Consider the following 18,135-nt stretch of genomic DNA (forward strand, 5'->3'; position numbering starts at 1 on the left):
CGGATCAGCGCATGCTATCGGCGGCCACGGCCTCTCCTGTATAAAAATCTGCCGGCTTGCGTTTCACTACCCGATATGTCTCATCCATGAGCCCCTGTACGGTAGAGGCCGTATTAGCCTGCAGGTTAAAGACGATAACCGGCTTTACCACCATCGCCGGAATCTTTGGCACCACAAACGGAGTCATCTGAGAGGTTCGCCACAAAGTTCCATTTGCATCGTACCCATCCATCAAAACCATGATCCAGCTATCTTCGTCAAAATAGAGGCGACGTTTGGGCACCGCATGGCGTTTGCTTTCGGCTATGTTGCCTTCCACGACCCAGACGCGGTGCATCTCCCAGCGCATTTTATCGGGATTGAAGTGACGCTCTGCATAGCCCTCATCGACACTGGAGGTAACCAACTCGTTATTGTTATAAGGAATGTACATCTCCTGTTTTCCGACAATTTTCCAGTCGTAACGATCCGGTGCACCAAAATATCCCTGCACTTCATCAAAGTAGTTGGCGCCCGAAGCGACAAAATCCGGTGTATCGTATCCGACGGTCGGCGCACGCCGGACGCGGCGCTGACCTACCAGATACTGCCAGGCTTGGCGGTACTGCTTCGGGTCGATGCTGTCGTGGATAACCAGCGACTCACCTACCTTGAAGGCAGGCGCAGTGGTGCTGAACCGCTGGAGGAAATACTTCCCGTTCCATTCTTTCGCGGAACCTTCCTTATAGTAATAAGGAAAATCCCAAAAGTTGTCGTTACGCGTCGCAAGCGTACGGGTTCCATCGGCGGTAATAAGGAGGTTTTTGAATCCGTACTCGATGGCTTCAGCCTCAATACGCAAAAGGTAGTTCCAGACGATCTCCTTCCCGGATTTAGGAATTGGAAACGGGATGCCGCCGTAGCAACCCTCCATGGAGTTGCCATTGTCGGTCGGTTTGCAGTCGGTGGCGTTTTTTAAGGTATTTTCATATACATACTGGGGCGCCGCCGAGGTGCGATGCGTGGGATAGACGTCGATGCGGAAGGTGTCAGGGTATTTTTGGAATAAAGCCTGAGTCCCGGGCGTGAGCTTGTCGGCATATTCTGCCATATTAGCAGCCGTGATCTTGATAAGCGGTTTCTCGTCAGAGAACAGCTTTACGGGAACGTCTCCCTTGGTCTTTCCCGGAACCGAGGTGATTCCGCCATCCCATTCCGGGATGGTTCCCTCCTGGTTGCCGGCACGCTCACCGCCTAGCGGTGTCAATTTAGTCTTCAGCAATGCCGCTTCTTCAGCGGGGACGGCACCGTAACCATGCTGACCACCCATGAACAGAGTGACTGCCAATGCAGCTAAGAGTATCTTTTTCATTATTTTTTCTCCTTTAACAGTTAGAAGGTGCGCTGAACAGAAAACGAGATAAAATCCCTGTCCCTGTGAAACTGGTCATAGGACAAGGCCCCCGTGGGATCGACCACCCCACTTGCGTCGCCGAAGTAGTGAGTATAATTGAGCCCTGCCTGCCAGATCTTGCGGAAATCCGCCTTCACTCCGAGACTGACATCGCCGCCGTGTTCAGGCGGCATGGCGCCCGCGCCCAGCACGGAAGAACGCCCCTCGATTCCATAGCCGACCCCAATCGGCACCTGAATGTCGGTGCCCGGCATGACTTGAAAGTATTCGGGCTGGAAGATAAAGCGCACCGCCGTGGCCGAGCGGGTTGCATTGGGATCGAGTTGGTCCGCGTTTTTCTCGATATGGTCGCGATAATTCATCGCCAACTCGCCTATAAAGGATGCTCCATCCCAGAGGGGACTTGCGGCCAGAACCGAAATGGCGGACACGTTGAGATGCCAGGTTTCTCCCACCGGATAAAGCGGATTGTGGCGTCCATCGCCGTTGCCAGCAAAATCAAGCACCACATTGCCAGTTGCCAGCAAGGGAGTGTTTCTGCGATAAGAGAGTTCCGCCGCTATGTTCGTTTCGCCGACCAGGGTGCTCACACTGAAACCGTAGGTCTCGATATCCTGGGCATAGACCAGGGCATAACTGCTTTGCCCGACGAGAGGCTCGACAGGTCGGAAATAGAATTGCGGAGTCTTGTCGTGATGGCGTGTGGCATAGAAGCCGTACTCCGCGTCTCCGTGACGAATTTTAAGCTGCACACCACCTTGCCCCGAATTTCGCCCCTCGATGTCGTCCCCGCGCAGAAGCACCAAGGGCGCCGGTCCGCCAGTGAATATGTCGGGAAAGAAAACCACCTCACCGCCTTCGTCTGCAAAATCGGCAAAACTGAAGTAGCTGCCCGCGCCCGGCAAGCGCGCTCTCTCCCATTCAAACTGGTAATAAGCGCCCAGTGAAACTTTGGAGCTGAGCTGCAAATTGGCGGAAATTTGCTCCACAGGACGCAAAATCTCCTTGAATTGAGAGTTCGGCACCGAGAGCAACTTAATGATGTCGGGGGTCGCCTGCGCGGCGGCCACACCATTCGCCCCGAAAAACAAAGTCTCTCCATAAAGCTGGGCAAACTGGCCGACCTTCATGCTCAAGCGCTTGTTCAGGGGCCTGAAGCTGCCGAAGACAAAGTAATCGAGCATCTCCGCCTTTCTTCCATGCAGCTTTTCGGTATCCTTAGTGAACTCATCGTTGTCGACCGAAAGCGCGTTGGGAATAACAAGATCGCTGTCGGTTTCGTCATTGTAAACAAAGTCATACCAAGCAGCAGCACTCAATCTTAAGCCGTATTTACGTTTATATTTCAGGTCAAATTCGCTTAACAAATCAAAGCGATTAGATATCAGTCCACGATCGAAGTTGTGATCTCCTGCGTCGATATTTGGGTTATAATTTGTAGCCGAGACATCTTCGTCCAATTTACGTACTCGTGCTGCGACACTGTATTTGATAGTATTATTGAATCTTGCTGTGATGTCGCTGTTACCAAAATCAATCTCAGTTGCATGTGAATAAATTGGAACACATAAAGTCAAAGTTAAGACAATCAATGCTATTTTTACCAATCCCTTATTTACACGAAACTCCTCCATTTGCTTGTCTCCCTTCAAATTAATTCGATTTTGCCTCTCCTGCTCATTGTGCTCCCTCAACCCCTGCTGCATGTGATGCCCTCCCTGCTTCCCGTGCCCAAATTTTCTAAACCTTGGAAAATACCTGTTGCCAGCAAACTCTTTCATTTCAGCTTGAGCACAGCACTTTGACCTTCTCCTTTCTCAAATTCGTGAAAATTATCGGCTTCCGCTCAAACCGTTAAATCCATTGCCCCTTTTTCAGAGTTCGCATATAGCTTCAAAACCTCATCTACTCCATCCAGGTGCAAATGGGGCCGTCTCTTCTCCGGCAAGTGCATGAATGCTTCGATGGTCGCAAGGCCTGAATTGACCGCAATTGCCAGAGAGCCTCCACTGTGCGCCATGGGAACCTCCATCTCAGGATCGTCTCCGACTATCGCCAAATCCTTCAATTTCACTTCCAGGCGACGACCGGCATGGCGCAAAGCATGAAGAGAGGGCTTGCCGACTGTCATAACGCGACAGCCGGTCATATCCTTGATCATTGCCGACATGGCGCGAGAGGGGGCAATGCCTCTGCCATCTGCAGTCGCAAAAAATCGGGTCTGCGAGACGCTGAACATCTTGGCACCGTCCCAAATCGCGTGGCAGGCCGCCTCCAGCTCGCACATGGTGAATTCGGGATGCCATCCTGCCAGAACTGCATCGACCTGCGCCCTGCCTTTGGGCGGTACGAGTTCAAGGCCGACTTCCTGAAGAGGGAGTTTCAGCCCGTCACCACCAAGCGCCATGACCCGCCTGTAACCTCGACGGAGGAAAAGGTCGGCTGCACAACTTGCCGGCGTCAATATGGAGTTGTCCTGGAGGTCAAATCCGACTGTTCGCAGCGCGGCAATGTACTGTTCCGGCGTGCGTGCAGTGCCATTCGTGAACAACACAAAAGGCAATCTTCGGCCTCCCAAAAAACGGATGAGCTCAATCGCCCCGGGAAGGGGATGGAAACCGTGATTGTTCCGGTTTCCCAGAACCAATGTCCCATCCACGTCAATTACGAATCCCTGTATTTCTTGCAGGCGCTGAAGGGGAAACTTCCCTGAATATGGATTTGCAAGTGCATCAAACATCTTTTCTCCCTTTGCATCTGCTACCATCAAGAGTTCCACAGACTTCCTAATGATTCTGTGGCTGACTGAACCAGAATGCTTGCAAATCAAACATTGCTAACACTGTGCCAAAAGTAATTTATCTGTTATTTTGAGTACTTATATTAACTTTTTACTAAGCAGACCAGAAGGCAAAGCACTTTTTAGAACATTGGTTTACAAAGTTGCACTGAGCCATCGATGCAGGTACGCAATTTATGTCTTTGATTTTTCAAGTTTTTTATGGATTTGAGCAGGGGACGATCGAATGTGAGAGAATGCCAACAGGGAAGGCGTTTTATATATTTTCTACAGGATATCAGCCACTTTTACGTGGTCGCTATCTAAGCTGCCTGCACGTGCTACAAATAGTAATAGCTGCATTTAGATTTGTTACGAATAAACACAGTTGTTTTTCGTGAACGGTATTATCTTCACCCATGGAATAGCTGAGGGAAGTGTCCCGACGGATTAGATTTCTGTGGGTCTGCAAAGAACCTTCGCCCTCCCCGTTTTGGGGAGGGCGAAAGTTGAAGAGATATAGACCAGGAATCGGAGGAAGAAGATGATGATGTGTAATTCAAGAGGTTTACAGTTTAAATGACTGGATGCTCAACGTCTTTAAATATCAACCCCATCCATAGAGTGTAACGACGCAGGCTCCTCCCAAACCCAAATTATGCTGTAGCGCAAAACGGACTCCATCCACCTGCCGTTGTCCGGCCTCTCCCCGCAACTGGGTGACCAATTCGGTGCACTGGGCAAGTCCCGTCGCGCCCAGCGGATGCCCCTTGGACATCAGCCCCCCGGAAGGATTGATGACGTATTTTCCGCCGTATGTATTGTCGCCATTGTTGATCAACCCCTCAGCTTCGCCTTCTGCACACAGCCCTAGCCCCTCGTAGGTGATGACCTCGTTGGAGGTGAAGCAGTCATGCAACTCCACCACCTTGATCTCTTTCGGACCGATGCCTGCCCACTCATAGACCTGCCGGGCGGCACTGCGCGTCATCTCCGCACCCGTCAGGCTGATCGGGTCCTGACCACTCGCCTCCCCATCGGTCTGCATCGCCTGCGCAAGGATGCTAACGGCGCGTGTCGCACCATACTTTCTGGCGAAGGCTTCGCTGCAGACAATTGCCGCTGCAGCTCCGCACGATGGAGGACAGCATTCCAGACGGGTGAGGCAGGGAGCATAGACACTTGGGGAAAGCAGGACTTCCTCTATTGTCAGGGGCTTATTGAACAACGCATATGGATTGTTCTTCGCATGCTTGCGAGTCTTGACCGCCACCTTCGCGAATATATCGGAATTGGCCCCCGTCTTTTCGATATAGGCCTTAGCAGCCGACCCGAACAGGCGAATTGCATTTGTCGCAGGAGCGGCGTCAGGGACAAGCACCTCCAACCGGTCCTCCAAATCCCGCAAAGGCGACGTCCGGTCATTCCAGACAGGATCTAGAGGACCGGGCCGCATCTCCTCGAAACCGACCGCCAAAGCGCAATCGATCATCCCTGATAGAATGGCCTGCCGCGCAAGCATCAACGCGGACGATCCGGACGAGCAATTATTGTTGACGTTGATGACAGGTATACCCGTCATGCCGACGCGGTACAGGGCGGCTTGTCCGCAAGCGCTGTCTCCGAAGACGTAACCGGCAAAAGCCTGCTGAACATCGCCGTAGGAAATGTCGGCATCGGCCAATGCAGCTTTCACCGCTTTTCCGGCCATGACTTCGTATGGCTCGTGCGCACCGGGCTTGGCGAATTTGACCATGCCGACACCGATTACCTTGACGGTTGAACTCACCAAAAACTCCTATCGAGAGGTGTCCGACTTACCGAAGAGACGGAGGGCCGAGGATATCAGCGGGACAGATAGCCACCGTCTACGGCATAATAGTTGCCCGTGATGAAGCTCGCCCTGTCGCTGCTGAGCCACGCCGCCAAATTGGCGACCTCCTCGGTCTCACCCATTCTGCCCAAGGCATGCATTGATTCAAGCTGACTTCTGACGTCTTTGGGAAGGTTGTTGACCAAAGTGGTCTTGATAAAGGCCGGACCGACCGAATTGCAGCGGATTCCCTTGGAACCGTATTCGAGGGCAACATTCTTGGTCAAACCAACGACGCCGTGTTTGGCGGCGACATAGGGGGAAATCTCTTCTAGGCCCACTTGACCCAGAATCGATGCGATGTTGACAATCGAGCCGCCGCCATTATTTAGCATTGCAGGGATCTGCGCCCGGACACCATAGAAAACTCCAGTCAGATTGATGTCGATTACCTGCTGCCATGTCTCAGGGGTATGCTCTGCGGTAAGTCGAAATTCTCCACTGATGCCGGCATTGTTGCAAGCAATATCAAGACGTCCGAACTCCTCGCAGGCAGCAGCGACAACAGCCTCATGGTTCTCGGGATGGGTTACATCAAGGTGTCTATAGATAGCCTGCCCTCCGGCATCATTGATCATTTCGACGGTTTTCTTTCCTTCTTCGTCGTTACAATCAGTCACAATCACCTTAGCCCCCTCTTTCGCAAAGACGATGGCAATTGTGCGACCGATGCCGGCTGCACCCCCAGTAACAAGCGCGACCTTGTCTTTGATCAGCATGACGAGCTCCTTTCCCCTTCGATAGATTTATAAAAGTGACACTAGAACGTCTGTGCCTTCAAATTTCACTTCGCTGTTGCGATTTTATGTTCCCTGAATACAGACGAACGAACTCATCCACCGCAGCCCGGGCGAACTCCGGCGTATAGAGATGCAGGTCCACCTCCTGAATCGCCTCCTTGTTGTGCAACTTCTCCCGGAGGCGGTTGACGAATGCGGCATTTGCCTCAGGATCGTAGAGAGGCTTTCCCTCCTGGTCGATGGACGACCAGCCCTTGCGCGGAATCAGGAAGCTGAATGGGCCCCTGGACTGATTGAGCCGCTCGGCAATCACCTCGGCGGCCTGACGCAATTCTTCTGCGCTGGTGCGCACCTGGATGCGGAAGGAGTCCTGAACGAATTGCGCTCGGCCCTTCCTTTCGGCCAATTTGTCCGGCCGCCCGCCGTAACTTAGAAAATCCAGACCGCAAGGCGCCAGCACCGCCGGAACGCCCTTGCGCACAGCAGCCATCAGGCGCTCGGAGCCGGGATTGCGGTTTCCGTCGAACAGGTTCTCGGTAATGCCTCCGGTACAGAGGTCGATAACCCCTTGGAAGAGACCGTCGTCGATCATGTCATCCATGGCCTTGTCCCCCTTGCCCTGAGCATGACAGACCACCGGGACAAATCCGGCATCCTCCAGGAACCGGACCGAGGCCTGTGCCGTAACCTCGGCAAAACCGAAGGCCGAAATTGCAATCACCGGCCGATCGAAGGTGAAGTCCGGACCCTGGGTCATCTCGACCATGCCGCAGATGGCCCCCACGGCATTGATGATCTGGGCCTTGAGCAACGGGTTCATTTTCACCACATCAAGCACGGTGTGGTGCATGGTGATGTCGTGGGTACCGATGCACTTTTCGGTGTAACGCGGTAAAGAAGCAATCGGCGTAGCCATCAGCTTGGGCATGCCGAACGGCAGTTGCTGCATGACGCCGGTTGAAACAAGACTCGAGGTTGCGCCGCCAATGCCGATGACACCATGCACCTTGCCTTGATTGAGGAGATCAGTGACGATCGCCGCCGCCCCATTGATCTGGTTGTTTGTCGCAGCTTCTCGGTTGGTGCGGTAATACTCACGCACTGTTTCGATGGGCAGCCCTCCCCTTGAAGCCACCTCCTCGCATCGGATATCCCCCGGAACCGGCGGCGGCTCTTCCATGCTGAAATCGAGCAGGATGGGATTGTGCCCGCGCCCCCGGATCAGATCCCGGACGAAGAGGATGTCTTCCCCCCGCGTATCGAGATTGCAAATAACCACGATTCCTTTCTTCATATCACTTTTCTCCATGCCCCTGCTCCTTGGTGACTGGGACTTCTCGGCCTGCAGAACGGTCTTAGAATTCAAACGTTTTCCTCCGCTCCGGGGCAAAACTGTCGATCGAGGCGTTGCCGTGCTCCAGATAGAAGATCTTGAAATCGGGATTCTCAGGAGTCTGATAAATATCCTTGAGCATGGGTGTGGTTAGAAAGCATCGCTCCTTGCGACTGATATCCTCGTCGAAACGGATCTCCCCACCGATTCTCAGCCAGCGCATATCCTCGGTGGCCTTTGTGTATTCGACCAGGGGCTTTGCAAGGAGCTGCCTGTAGACGTCCTTGGTCCGGGAGGTGCAAAAATAGAAACGTCCGTTCTCCTCGAACATGAATGCAAAGGGCCTGACGCGCGGCCTTCCCTCTTCTATGGTGGCCAGGCTGCCAAAACCCGGCTCCGTGAGCATCTCGATGACTTCCTTCATGGGTGGCCTCCTTGTCGATATCATCTGATTGGCGCCAGATTCAGGCGCTACGAAGTTCCAGCCGAAAATCGTCCTTTTCTATCACGATGTCGGAACCTTCGGGACACTCCTGCATCCCCTCGAGCAGCTTAAGAAGCGGCCTGAGATCCGGGTTATAATGGCGCTTGGCCGGCCCGGCGGCGATCATCGCGTTCACCTCCTCGGCCGGCATGGTCGCCCGCAGGAGGAACTCCTCGTCTGAGATGTTCGCAGGAAATCGCTTGCGCAGCTCGGAGAGGGGGGGGGACGGCGGTTCGGCCATGATCTCCTTGGCCCGTGGTTTGGAGAGAATTCGATCCTTAACCTCCGGATCGATCGGGGCGATGGGGCGGCCGAAGATACCCAGAACATAGCGGATCACCTGGTCGGAGACGTTGACGTAGCGTTCCTTGCCGATCACGTTATACAGGGCTTGGGAACAGACCATCTGGGGAAAGGGCGTTACCATGATGGGATACCCCAGCTCCGCTCGCACCTGGATGGCCTCGGTCATTACCTCTTCGAATCGGTGTTCGAGATGGATTTCGGCGAGCTGTCTCCGTGTCGTGGACATGACGCCGCCAGCCACCTGATGACGCAGAAACGAGGCATCGTACTCCTGGGCCACCCCGGCCGGAAGCCCTTCCGCCTTGGCCAGCCGGGTAAAATAGTCGGAGACCCGTCCAAGCGCTCCGTCGTCGATCCTAACCGTATGCCCCATCTCACGCAGATTGACCAGCAGACGATGGACGTTGGGGAGCGATGAGCCGCTGCCCAGCGGCCCACAGGCCACATGGAGAACTTCCACACCAAGCTCTGCGGCTGCCAGATAGCTGAGGGATGGAAGACCAATCGTACAGTGGGAGTGAAGCTCCAGCGGCTTGCCGCCCAGGTTCCCAACTATCGCCGGGACCAGTGTGCGAGCCCGCTCGGCAGTGAGAAGGCCTGAAGGATCCTTGATGTAGGCGCGATCGATATCCGGACAGCCGGCAATCCGTGCAGCTAGACCGCCATAGAAGTCATCATCATGCATCTCGCTGATAGTGTAGGTCAGCGCAACGATGACTTCTGCAGCACCTGCCTTGCGACACATACGCGCCGTTTCGAGAATCGCATCGACATCCAACATCGGTTCGAGCACAACGATGCGTGAAATACCGTTAGCGACAAATCGGTCGTAAACCAGTTGCATGAAATCGGGCGACTGCCGCTCCCAAGAGAAGAACCGCAGTCCTGTTCCGATGACTTGCAATGGTGTATTCGGCATCGCCGCGCGTGCCAGGCGTATACGCTCCCAGGGGTCTTCCTTGAAGGTGCGTACCCCCATACCCATGCTGGTGCTCGACGTAAAGTCAATGGCGTGAAACCCCACCCGGTCGACCACGGGAGCAATCTGAAGAACCTGCGCGGTATTCAGGCCCACCGCCCCCCACAGGCTCTGGTTGCCATCGCGCATGGATACATCGACAAGTTGTATTTCAGCCATTGAAGCCTCCTGCCTCTCGCTTTTTCTCTAGAAACCCCGGGAAGTAGGCCGTAGTGACCCCACCGGCCATAAAGGCGCTTTGATTCATCAGCTCTAAATGCATCGGCAAATTAGTCGTAACTCCTCCTATTTCACATCTGGAGAGGGCTCGACTCATATTCTCGATCGCTGCGGAACGGTCTTCGCCGTGCACGATCATTTTGGCGATCATGGAGTCGTAAAATGGGGGAATTTGTGCCCCTTCCTGCATGTGCGTGTCGACCCGGATTCCTTGACCTGCAGGGAATATGGCGGTCTTGACCTCACCCGGACTCGGGCAGAAGTTCCTCGTCCAATCTTCTGCATTGATCCGACATTCGATGGCATGGCCTTGGAACCTGACCTCCTCCTGAGTCAGCCGTAGCGGGCGTCCTTCGGCGACAACAATCTGCTCAGCGACCAGATCGAGACCGCAGATGGCCTCGGTGACCGGGTGCTCGACCTGAATACGGGCGTTCATTTCGAGGAAGTAGAAGGTGTCGCGCTCGCAATCAACCAGAAATTCCACCGTACCCAGACCCCTGTATTTCAGATGCCTGGCGAAGGCGACAGCCGCCCGATGCATCTCCTCCCGCAGGCTGTCACGCAGATTAGGCGCCGGGGCCTCTTCGACGAGCTTCTGATACCGTCGCTGGACCGAGCAGTCGCGAGTGCCCAAATGGATAATATTCTCACCGTCGCCGAGCACCTGCACCTCAACGTGGCGCCCCGCTGCGACAAATCGCTCCAGATAGACTCGGGGATCGCCGAACGCCGCCTGCGCCTCGGCGATGGCCATATCAATTGTCTCCAGCAGTTTGCCGGGCTCGTGGACCTGCTTCATTCCCCGACCGCCGCCGCCACCGACCGCCTTGATCAACAGGGGCCATCCGATCTGTTCCGCCAGCGCGAGAACTTCATCCATATTGCCAACTTCGCCGCCAGGCACCACCGGCAGACCGGCCTCCATTGCATTGCTGCGAGCCTTAAGCTTATCCCCGACCGCATCGAGTTGCTCCACAGTAGGTCCGATAAAGACGATTTCAGCCTCGCCACACGCCTTAGCCAGTTGCTGGTTTTCCGAGAGGAAACCATACCCGGGGTGAATGGCGTCCGCCTTTGCCGCTTCCGCGGCAGCAATCACAGCAGATATGTTGAGGTAGCTCTCGGAGGACCTGGCCGGTCCGATGCAGATCGTATAGTCCGCCATACGCGCAGCCAATGAGTCGAGATCGGCCTCCGAGGCCGCCAGCACTGTTTCAATCCCGAGACGCTGACAACTGCGCACAATGCGTACCGCAATTTCGCCGCGGTTTGCGATGAGAATGCGTCTCAGAATCATAAGGCCTCCGGCTGAACACGCATCAGGACGGTTTCATTATGGGCAAGCTGGGCATCTTCCAGGCAGATCTCGAGAACCTTGCCGCACACCCCGGCATGTACCGAATTCATCAATTTCATCGTTTCGACAATCGCGACCACGGTTTCCTTCTCCACCCGGCTACCGACCTCGACAAAGGGCGGCGCACCCGGTTTCGGAGAGCGGTAGAATGTTCCGACCATCGGTGTTCGAATTTCGAACAGACCGTCCTCGGCAGCATTCGCTGCCTTCGGTGCGGCACAGGCGGCCGACGCAGTCTTTGGACCACCTACAGGCGGCAAAAGGTTCGGTGCGGACAGCTCCTTGCTCGACTGCACCCATTCGCTGCCCTTGCGACGCAACGTTAAGCTGAATCGTTCGGTCTGTAGGTGCATTTCGTTGAAGGAGGAGGATTTGAGCAGCTGCAATATGTCCTGCACGTCCTTGTGATCAATTTTCATGAGCAAAAACCCCCTATCTGCGTGATATTCAAATCTGTGCGAGCGGCTTTTTCAAGCCCTTGATGATGGAAAACAAGCACCTGTTCGACAATGGCGTCGGCAAATGACTCATCGTTGATGTGGTGCGGGAACTCTTTGACGGGCACCCCGGTGGGCATTACCTTTTTCAGGTGCTCGGCAAATACCGGCGGCAGTGAGGGATCATGCAGATGCCCCTGTTCGCTGTCGTGAGCGGAGAAACCGAGCATCGGAACGAAGAAGGAGACAGGCCCCTTTGCCTCCTGGATGAGTCCTGCCATGTGCTCGGCCAGGCGCCTGAACTCCTCGCCCTCCGCGCGCACTGCCGTCAAGGCCGCGTTGTGAATGTGGTAGCGTTTACCTGGAAAACGCGCTCGGGCATCTTCAATCGGACCTGCGACCATGAAATCTACGTTGCCCGGCGCAAAGATCGTGGGAACCCCTTTGGCGAGAGCCGCCTTGCATCGGTCGGGGCCGGCGCTGCAGAGCCCTTCATTAAGAAAATCATTGACCTCGACCAGAGACAGGTCCACCACGACCGACACATTCTGTTCTTTGACCATTTCATCCATGACCATCCCGCCGGTACCCAGCGTGTGGAAGACCATGACTTCAAACCCTTTCTGCTCCAGGGAACTGCGGACCCGGACACTGCAACGGTCTGTCGTCCCCAACGTGGAGATCGCGACCAGCGGTTTCTCGGAAACGACAGTGCTTTTATACCCATGGGCCATGCCCGCCACCGCCAGGGCACCGTTGCGAAACACGCTGCGAGTGACCCTGTTCAAGCCCGAAATGTCGCAGACGGAGTTGACCATGACGATGTCCTTGGTGCCGACAAATCCCTTCGTCATGCCGGAGGCCATGGTTGAGACCATCACTTTGGGCAGGCCGACAGGAAAACTTCGCATGACGGCCGTGCCGAGCGTTGTCCCCATGGAACCTCCCACGCCTATGATGCCGTTCAGCCCAACCCTCTGGTGCAGCTCTTGGGCGCACTTGATGGCGCCCTCTACCATCACCGCCTGGCACTTGCCCTCGTGATTGAGGGCCCGGATCTCAGGCAAAGTGCTCCCGGCGGCTTCCGCCACCTGCTCGGGGGTGATGGCGGCCCCCCCTTCGATGGTTCTGCGGATGCTGGGGTCCATCAGATATACGTCGACTCCCCTCTCCTCGAGACACTCTCGGACGAAGTCGGCCTCCGCCTTCTTGGTGTCAAGCGTCATGATCAGCAACACTTTCGGTTTGATTACCATTGTTCTTCCTCTCCCTTTTCACGATTGGTCCGTATCGCCATTAGGTAGTGAGCAGAGTCCAAGGAAACGAATCGGTTCAGGACCAATGCTCCATGGACGGCACGTTTTACGTACTTACGGCTTGCTAACATTGTGCCAAAATGAATTTTTGTTGTTAAATCGATATATTAGCTAAATAATCCACATGCCCACAAAAGCGTGGATGTCACATTTGGAAACGTTGGTTTATCTAGAAAGGGAAGGCTGGAAAGAGAGAATGGTCGCATAACCTTCTAAAATAGCTGAAAACTTCTTCTTATGTCCGGCGAGGCAGAGGACGCGAACACCTCTGAGCGAGACTCAAAAGAGCTCCTCTTTCTGACTACGGCTCACAGGAATGGCCGCTCACAGTCTGCTTGCTACAAATCGTGATAGCGATAAAGCACGTGTTACGAAAATACGCAAAGGACACGCAAATGGCCTTCTCATGAAGGCGACAATCAAAATTTTTTATAGAACACGATCAATCGAAGGAATAAGGGAGGCCCTAAGGATTGCCGGAAGGAAATTCACTGTTAAGAGAGGAACGCTCACCAAGCAGGATTAGCCGAAACAGCTTTTCCGGCGTCTTGGAGTTTATCCATTGACCTCTCCATCTCGCATATCTTGGATCAATGGGCCCGCGCGCCAACCATTCAAACATTGATTACGATTTTTCCCATATGGGCGCCACTTGCCAGATAATCATACCCCTCCCTGGCCTCCTCGAAGGAGAAGGTTCGTCCGACAAAAGGCCGGAGTTCCGCCTGGGATATCGCCCTGTTCATTGCCTCGAACTGGTCTCTGGAACCGACGTATATACCTTGGAGACGGATACCACGACTAATGATGGGACGAGGATCGACCTGCCCGCCCCCTGCTACCACACCGATGACTGCAATGAATCCCCCCACGCGTACGGCCTTTATCGACCGCTCCAACGTACCGCCCCCGCCGACTTCCACGACGATGTCAACCCCATGTCCTCCGGTCGCCTTCAGGACTTCCTCGTCCCAATCGGGGGTTCTGCGGTAGTTGATTAAAGTATCCGCGCCCAACTCTCTCGCACGCTTCAGCTTATCGTCGCTGCTCGATGCGACAATGACATGCGCTCCATGCATTTTGGCAAACTGCAGCGCAAACAGGCTAACCCCGCCGGTGCCAAGCAATAAAACGGTTTCACCGGCACGTATGCGTCCCGACTCCGCCACGGCGCTCCAGGCCGTGACTCCCGCGCAGGGGAGGGTCGCCGCCTCTTCGAAAGTGAGATGACGTGGCGTGTGGATGATGCCGCGCTCCGGAAGAACTACATACTCGGCCAACATGCCGTCCACAGACCCGCCCAGAGCCTTTGCCGTTGCCTCTCGAGAAATCGCGCCTGAGCTCCAATTCTGAAAGAACGTACCGGCGACACGATCTCCGATCTGGAAGCGGCTCACGTCTGGACCGACGGCGACGACCTCGCCGGCGCCATCGGAAAGGGGGATCACTGATGACTTTAATCCTGCCGGATATCGATCGGCGGCGACAAGCAGATCGCGGAAATTCAGGGAAGTGGCGTGAACCCTGATCTTGACTTCTCCATGGCCCACTTCGGGCTCAGGTCGTACAGTGGTCAATTCCAGGCCGGCGGGGCCAATCGCTTCCTTGATTTCATAGGCTTTCATGGGGGTCCTCCATGGCTGAACCGCAGACCCATCCTGTCCGGAGGGCATATCAACTAGAGTCGATTTTTTTCTGGTGAAAAAGAGAATCTCACACGGGTTCTAACGAAAACCTCCACATCTATTGCGACCCTTGCGCCGAAACCAGAGGACTGTCCATTTGCCGTTCTTGCAATTGGTCTAGGATTATCAGTTCCGGTTCGGTACATGCCTGGACATCCTGAGTGCTTACTCCTGGAGCGACCTCGATCAGCACAAGTCCATTTTTAGTCACGTCCATAACGGCGAGATCTGTGATAATGCGGTTTACAACGCCTTTGCCAGTCAAGGGAAGAGAGCATCTGTTCAAAATCTTGGGGGCTCCATGCTTGCTGACGTGATCCATGACCACGACAATGCGTTTCGCACCGTATACCAGGTCCATCGCACCGCCCATGCCTTTAACCATCACTCCAGGTATCATGAAATTGGCAAGGTCGCCGTTGGCGGCAGCTTCCATGCCTCCAAGTATGGCCAGGTCAATATGCCCGCCGCGGATCATGGCGAACGACTCGGCGCTACTGAACAGGACGGCGCCAGGCGCCATGGTGGTGTACTGCTTGCCGGCATTGACCAGATCAATATCCTCCTCCCCCTCTTTGGCTGGTGGGCCCATCCCGAGCAGTCCGTTTTCAGACTGGAAAAACACCTGTTTCCCTTCCGGCAGGTACTTGGTAACCAGCGTGGGGATGCCTATCCCAAGGTTCACGTAATAGCCGTCTTCAATCTCCAGCGAAGCGCGCTGGGCAATCTGTTCTCTAGTCCAAGGCATATTTATTCCTCCAAATTAGTGTTCAAAATTGTAGTTGATCTATTCCATGCCCGGATTGGCTGAACTCGATAAGGCGTTGGACATAGATGCTGGGCGTGTGGATCTGCTCCGGAATAAGATCTCCGATTCCCACCAGCTCCTCAACTTCCGCGATGGTTGTGATACCGGCGGCGGCCATCATCGGATTGAAATTCATCCCGGTCCGCCGGTAGATGAGATTTCCGAGGCGGTCTCCCTTGTAGGCCTTGATCAAGGCGAATTCAGCTCGCAAACCGGTTTCGAGGAGGTACTCCTTCCCGTCGAAAATGCGGGTTTCTCTTCCTTCGGCAATAATGGTCCCTGCGCCGGCCCGGGTATAAAAGGCAGGGATTCCGGCTCCGCCCGCCCTGACCCGTTCGGCGATCGTTCCCTGAGGTACAAGTTCGACTTCCACCTCCCCGGCCAAAAACTGCCGTTCGAATTCGGGATGCCCCCCCAGATATGAACAAACGACCTTCCTGATCTGCCTGTTCTTCAGCAGAATGCCGAGTCCAAACCCCTCTTCGCCGCAGTTATTGGAGATGATAGTAAGATCCTTCACCCCTTTGTCCTTCAACGCCTGAATGAGGTTGCACGGTGTTCCGACCGGTCCAAACCCTCCCACCAACAAGGTAGCGCCGTCGTTAATTCCTTCCACGGCTTCTTCAACGGATGTGTAGACACTCATTTACCTGCCTCCGGTTTTTAATGTGTTGTAGGTCGAGTCTCCTCCGGCTCAGAACCGGCTGCCAACTCGCCCTCCTTGCCAACTCCCGCAGAATGTCAGATCGGCAGGCAGCGCTTCCCTTCCTGGAACTTTGCTGAAGCCGAAATGGGAGCCCAATCTGGTGGAAATGATTTCTCCTGCCGCCTTCAGGGCTGGGAGCAGATGGTTCTCGCAATGTTCATTGGAAAAGCGGAACTCCGGGCCCACGACACAGAGGCTGCCGGGAACTTTGCCTTGAGCATTGAAAAGCGGTACGGCCAGGCAGGCCGTTCCTGCTCCGATGCACTCCGAGTCGAGGCCCGCTCCCTCCTTCCGAATGGCGACCAATTCGTCCTGCAGGGAAGAAGGAGTATCTTCTTCAGCTCTCCCCGTCAGGTCCGTTCCGAAAGCCAGAAGAACCTTTCCGGCCACGGTTTTGGTCAGCGGGTAAGCGTTCCCTACAAAGGAGACAGTGCCGACCACCTGGGTCGTATCGACCATATCCAGCATCAGAACCTCTCGGTTGCGGGGGACAGCCAGGTAGACGGCTTCATCACAGGCGCGCGCCAGGCGCTCCATGACCGGCTTGGCCTTTGTCAACAACCCCATGCGCGAAAGGATTTTCTGCCCCGTCACGTAGGCGGCAAGCCCCAGCCGGTATCTGCCAGTGCGTTCTGCCTTCTCGATATATCCCCTCTCCTCAAAGGTGGCCAACAATCGAAAGACGTAGGATTTATCTATCTCCAGCATCTCACTCAGCCTGGTGATGCGCACCTCCCCATCGATTTCCCCAAACGCTTCCAGAATGGTCAGGGCATTTTCTACCGCCTGGATGGAATAGGACCTTTTGTCTCTGTTCAGCAACGATGACTCCTTATAACTAACTGTTTGAACGCCTGGAGTTGACCATGTCCGACCAAAAGTGCGGCTTTAATCCAGCTCCTCAATGATTCCGATTCCTCTTCGACCCGCTCGTTAACGGAATCGAGAGGGTGACCGTAGTTCCAGCACCCGGGGTACTCTTTATGGAGAGGTCTCCTCCGTGCGCCTCGACTAGGGCATTGGCGAAGGGGAGCCCCAGGCCAAGACCCGCGGCCGCTGTTGACGAGGCGTCGACGCGGAAAAACGGCTGGAAGATCTTTTTCAAATCCTGCGGTGACATCCCGATACCATCATCCTCCACGGCAATGAGAGAGCGACCGCCTGAGCACTCTCCCCGCACGCGGACCACACGGTCCGGGGCAAATTTGAGGGCATTTGCAAGAAGAGCCGTCAGAGCCCTCCCCAGTTTTTTCCGATCGATCCAAATGCTCGTCCCGCCTTCTACCAGATGAACCTCTATCCGTTGCTTATCGGTGGTACCTGGCAATGCGGCCAGCGCCTCCTCCACCAGGGTTTCGATGCTACAGGCCTCCCTGTTCAAACACACCCCTATGCCGGAGCGACTGTGGGCAAGAATCAGAAGCGCATCGACTATGTCCATCAGATCCCTGGCTTTCTCGTAGATAATTTCCAGAAACTCCCTTTGCCTCTCTGCAGCTATGCCGCCATAATTCTCGGGGTTCATCAATAGTTCGGAAAAGCCCAGAATCGAAGTCAGAGGAGTGCACAGTTCGTGAGAGGCCGTACTGATGAATTCCCTCTTCAATCGCTCCAGGTCGTCCGGATGGGTTAGCTCTTTTGATATGGAGGAAATCTGGCGCCGCTTGAGTTCCTTAGCTGGAATGTGATGGATAACTTTTGCGATGTGAGCCGCCAT

At 54.9% G+C, this 18,135-nt stretch carries 16 protein-coding genes; all 16 read right to left on the minus strand.

The genetic code is table 11. From position 1 onward, the window contains the following. Window positions 1–4: 4 nt before the first annotated feature. Complete coding sequence (locus DTF_RS0104765) at window positions 5–1,351, minus strand: DUF1329 domain-containing protein (RefSeq protein ID WP_051360908.1); 1,347 nt, start codon at window positions 1,349–1,351, stop codon at window positions 5–7. Window positions 1,352–1,371: 20 nt separating this feature from the next. Continuing rightward, window positions 1,372–3,099, minus strand: coding sequence for a DUF1302 domain-containing protein (locus DTF_RS0104770; protein ID WP_226989161.1), 1,728 nt, complete (start codon window positions 3,097–3,099; stop codon window positions 1,372–1,374). 140 nt (window positions 3,100–3,239) lie between these two features. Continuing rightward, entirely contained in the window at window positions 3,240–4,172 is a 933-nt protein-coding gene (locus tag DTF_RS0104775) for an HAD-IIA family hydrolase (protein WP_226989163.1), read from the minus strand. A gap of 607 nt (window positions 4,173–4,779) precedes the next feature. Beyond that, window positions 4,780–5,961 carry a lipid-transfer protein gene (locus DTF_RS0104780; protein ID WP_027714391.1) on the minus strand — a complete coding sequence of 394 codons (1,182 nt, stop codon included), beginning with the start codon at window positions 5,959–5,961 and terminating at the stop codon, window positions 4,780–4,782. 56 nt (window positions 5,962–6,017) lie between these two features. Next, window positions 6,018–6,764, minus strand: coding sequence for an SDR family NAD(P)-dependent oxidoreductase (locus tag DTF_RS0104785; RefSeq protein WP_193352679.1), 747 nt, complete (start codon window positions 6,762–6,764; stop codon window positions 6,018–6,020). Between the two features lie 58 nt (window positions 6,765–6,822). Further along, window positions 6,823–8,094: a Tm-1-like ATP-binding domain-containing protein gene (locus DTF_RS0104790; RefSeq protein WP_027714393.1), complete on the minus strand. Its 1,272-nt coding sequence runs from the start codon at window positions 8,092–8,094 to the stop codon at window positions 6,823–6,825. Between the two features lie 46 nt (window positions 8,095–8,140). Beyond that, complete coding sequence (locus tag DTF_RS0104795; RefSeq protein ID WP_027714394.1) at window positions 8,141–8,542, minus strand: pyridoxamine 5'-phosphate oxidase family protein; 402 nt, start codon at window positions 8,540–8,542, stop codon at window positions 8,141–8,143. A 40-nt stretch (window positions 8,543–8,582) separates the two neighbouring features. After that, on the minus strand, window positions 8,583–10,046 hold the full coding sequence (locus DTF_RS0104800) for an acetyl-CoA carboxylase (RefSeq protein ID WP_027714395.1): 1,464 nt from the start codon (window positions 10,044–10,046) through the stop codon (window positions 8,583–8,585). Further along, a complete protein-coding gene (locus DTF_RS0104805; protein ID WP_027714396.1) occupies window positions 10,039–11,406 on the minus strand; it encodes an acetyl/propionyl/methylcrotonyl-CoA carboxylase subunit alpha in 1,368 nt (455 codons plus the stop codon). Before DTF_RS0104805 ends, DTF_RS0104800 begins: the two co-directional genes overlap by 8 nt. Beyond that, window positions 11,403–11,885 carry an acetyl-CoA carboxylase biotin carboxyl carrier protein gene (gene accB, locus DTF_RS0104810; protein WP_027714397.1) on the minus strand — a complete coding sequence of 161 codons (483 nt, stop codon included), beginning with the start codon at window positions 11,883–11,885 and terminating at the stop codon, window positions 11,403–11,405. Before accB ends, DTF_RS0104805 begins: the two co-directional genes overlap by 4 nt. Next, window positions 11,882–13,159: a Tm-1-like ATP-binding domain-containing protein gene (locus DTF_RS21955; protein WP_051360910.1), complete on the minus strand. Its 1,278-nt coding sequence runs from the start codon at window positions 13,157–13,159 to the stop codon at window positions 11,882–11,884. Before DTF_RS21955 ends, accB begins: the two co-directional genes overlap by 4 nt. A gap of 674 nt (window positions 13,160–13,833) precedes the next feature. Beyond that, entirely contained in the window at window positions 13,834–14,844 is a 1,011-nt protein-coding gene (locus DTF_RS0104820) for an NAD(P)-dependent alcohol dehydrogenase (RefSeq protein ID WP_027714398.1), read from the minus strand. A gap of 118 nt (window positions 14,845–14,962) precedes the next feature. Then, on the minus strand, window positions 14,963–15,652 hold the full coding sequence (locus DTF_RS21960; RefSeq protein WP_051360912.1) for a 3-oxoacid CoA-transferase subunit B: 690 nt from the start codon (window positions 15,650–15,652) through the stop codon (window positions 14,963–14,965). Window positions 15,653–15,674: 22 nt separating this feature from the next. Continuing rightward, on the minus strand, window positions 15,675–16,358 hold the full coding sequence (locus DTF_RS0104830) for a CoA transferase subunit A (protein ID WP_027714399.1): 684 nt from the start codon (window positions 16,356–16,358) through the stop codon (window positions 15,675–15,677). A gap of 48 nt (window positions 16,359–16,406) precedes the next feature. Then, the gene (locus DTF_RS0104835) at window positions 16,407–17,240 is read right to left on the minus strand and encodes an IclR family transcriptional regulator (protein ID WP_027714400.1); all 834 of its coding nucleotides are present in this window, start codon (window positions 17,238–17,240) and stop codon (window positions 16,407–16,409) included. Between the two features lie 79 nt (window positions 17,241–17,319). Continuing rightward, complete coding sequence (locus tag DTF_RS0104840; RefSeq protein WP_027714401.1) at window positions 17,320–18,135, minus strand: sensor histidine kinase KdpD; 816 nt, start codon at window positions 18,133–18,135, stop codon at window positions 17,320–17,322.

Origin of the sequence: Desulfuromonas sp. TF (genome assembly GCF_000472285.1) — a bacterium.
Classification (GTDB): Bacteria; Desulfobacterota; Desulfuromonadia; order Desulfuromonadales; family ATBO01; genus ATBO01.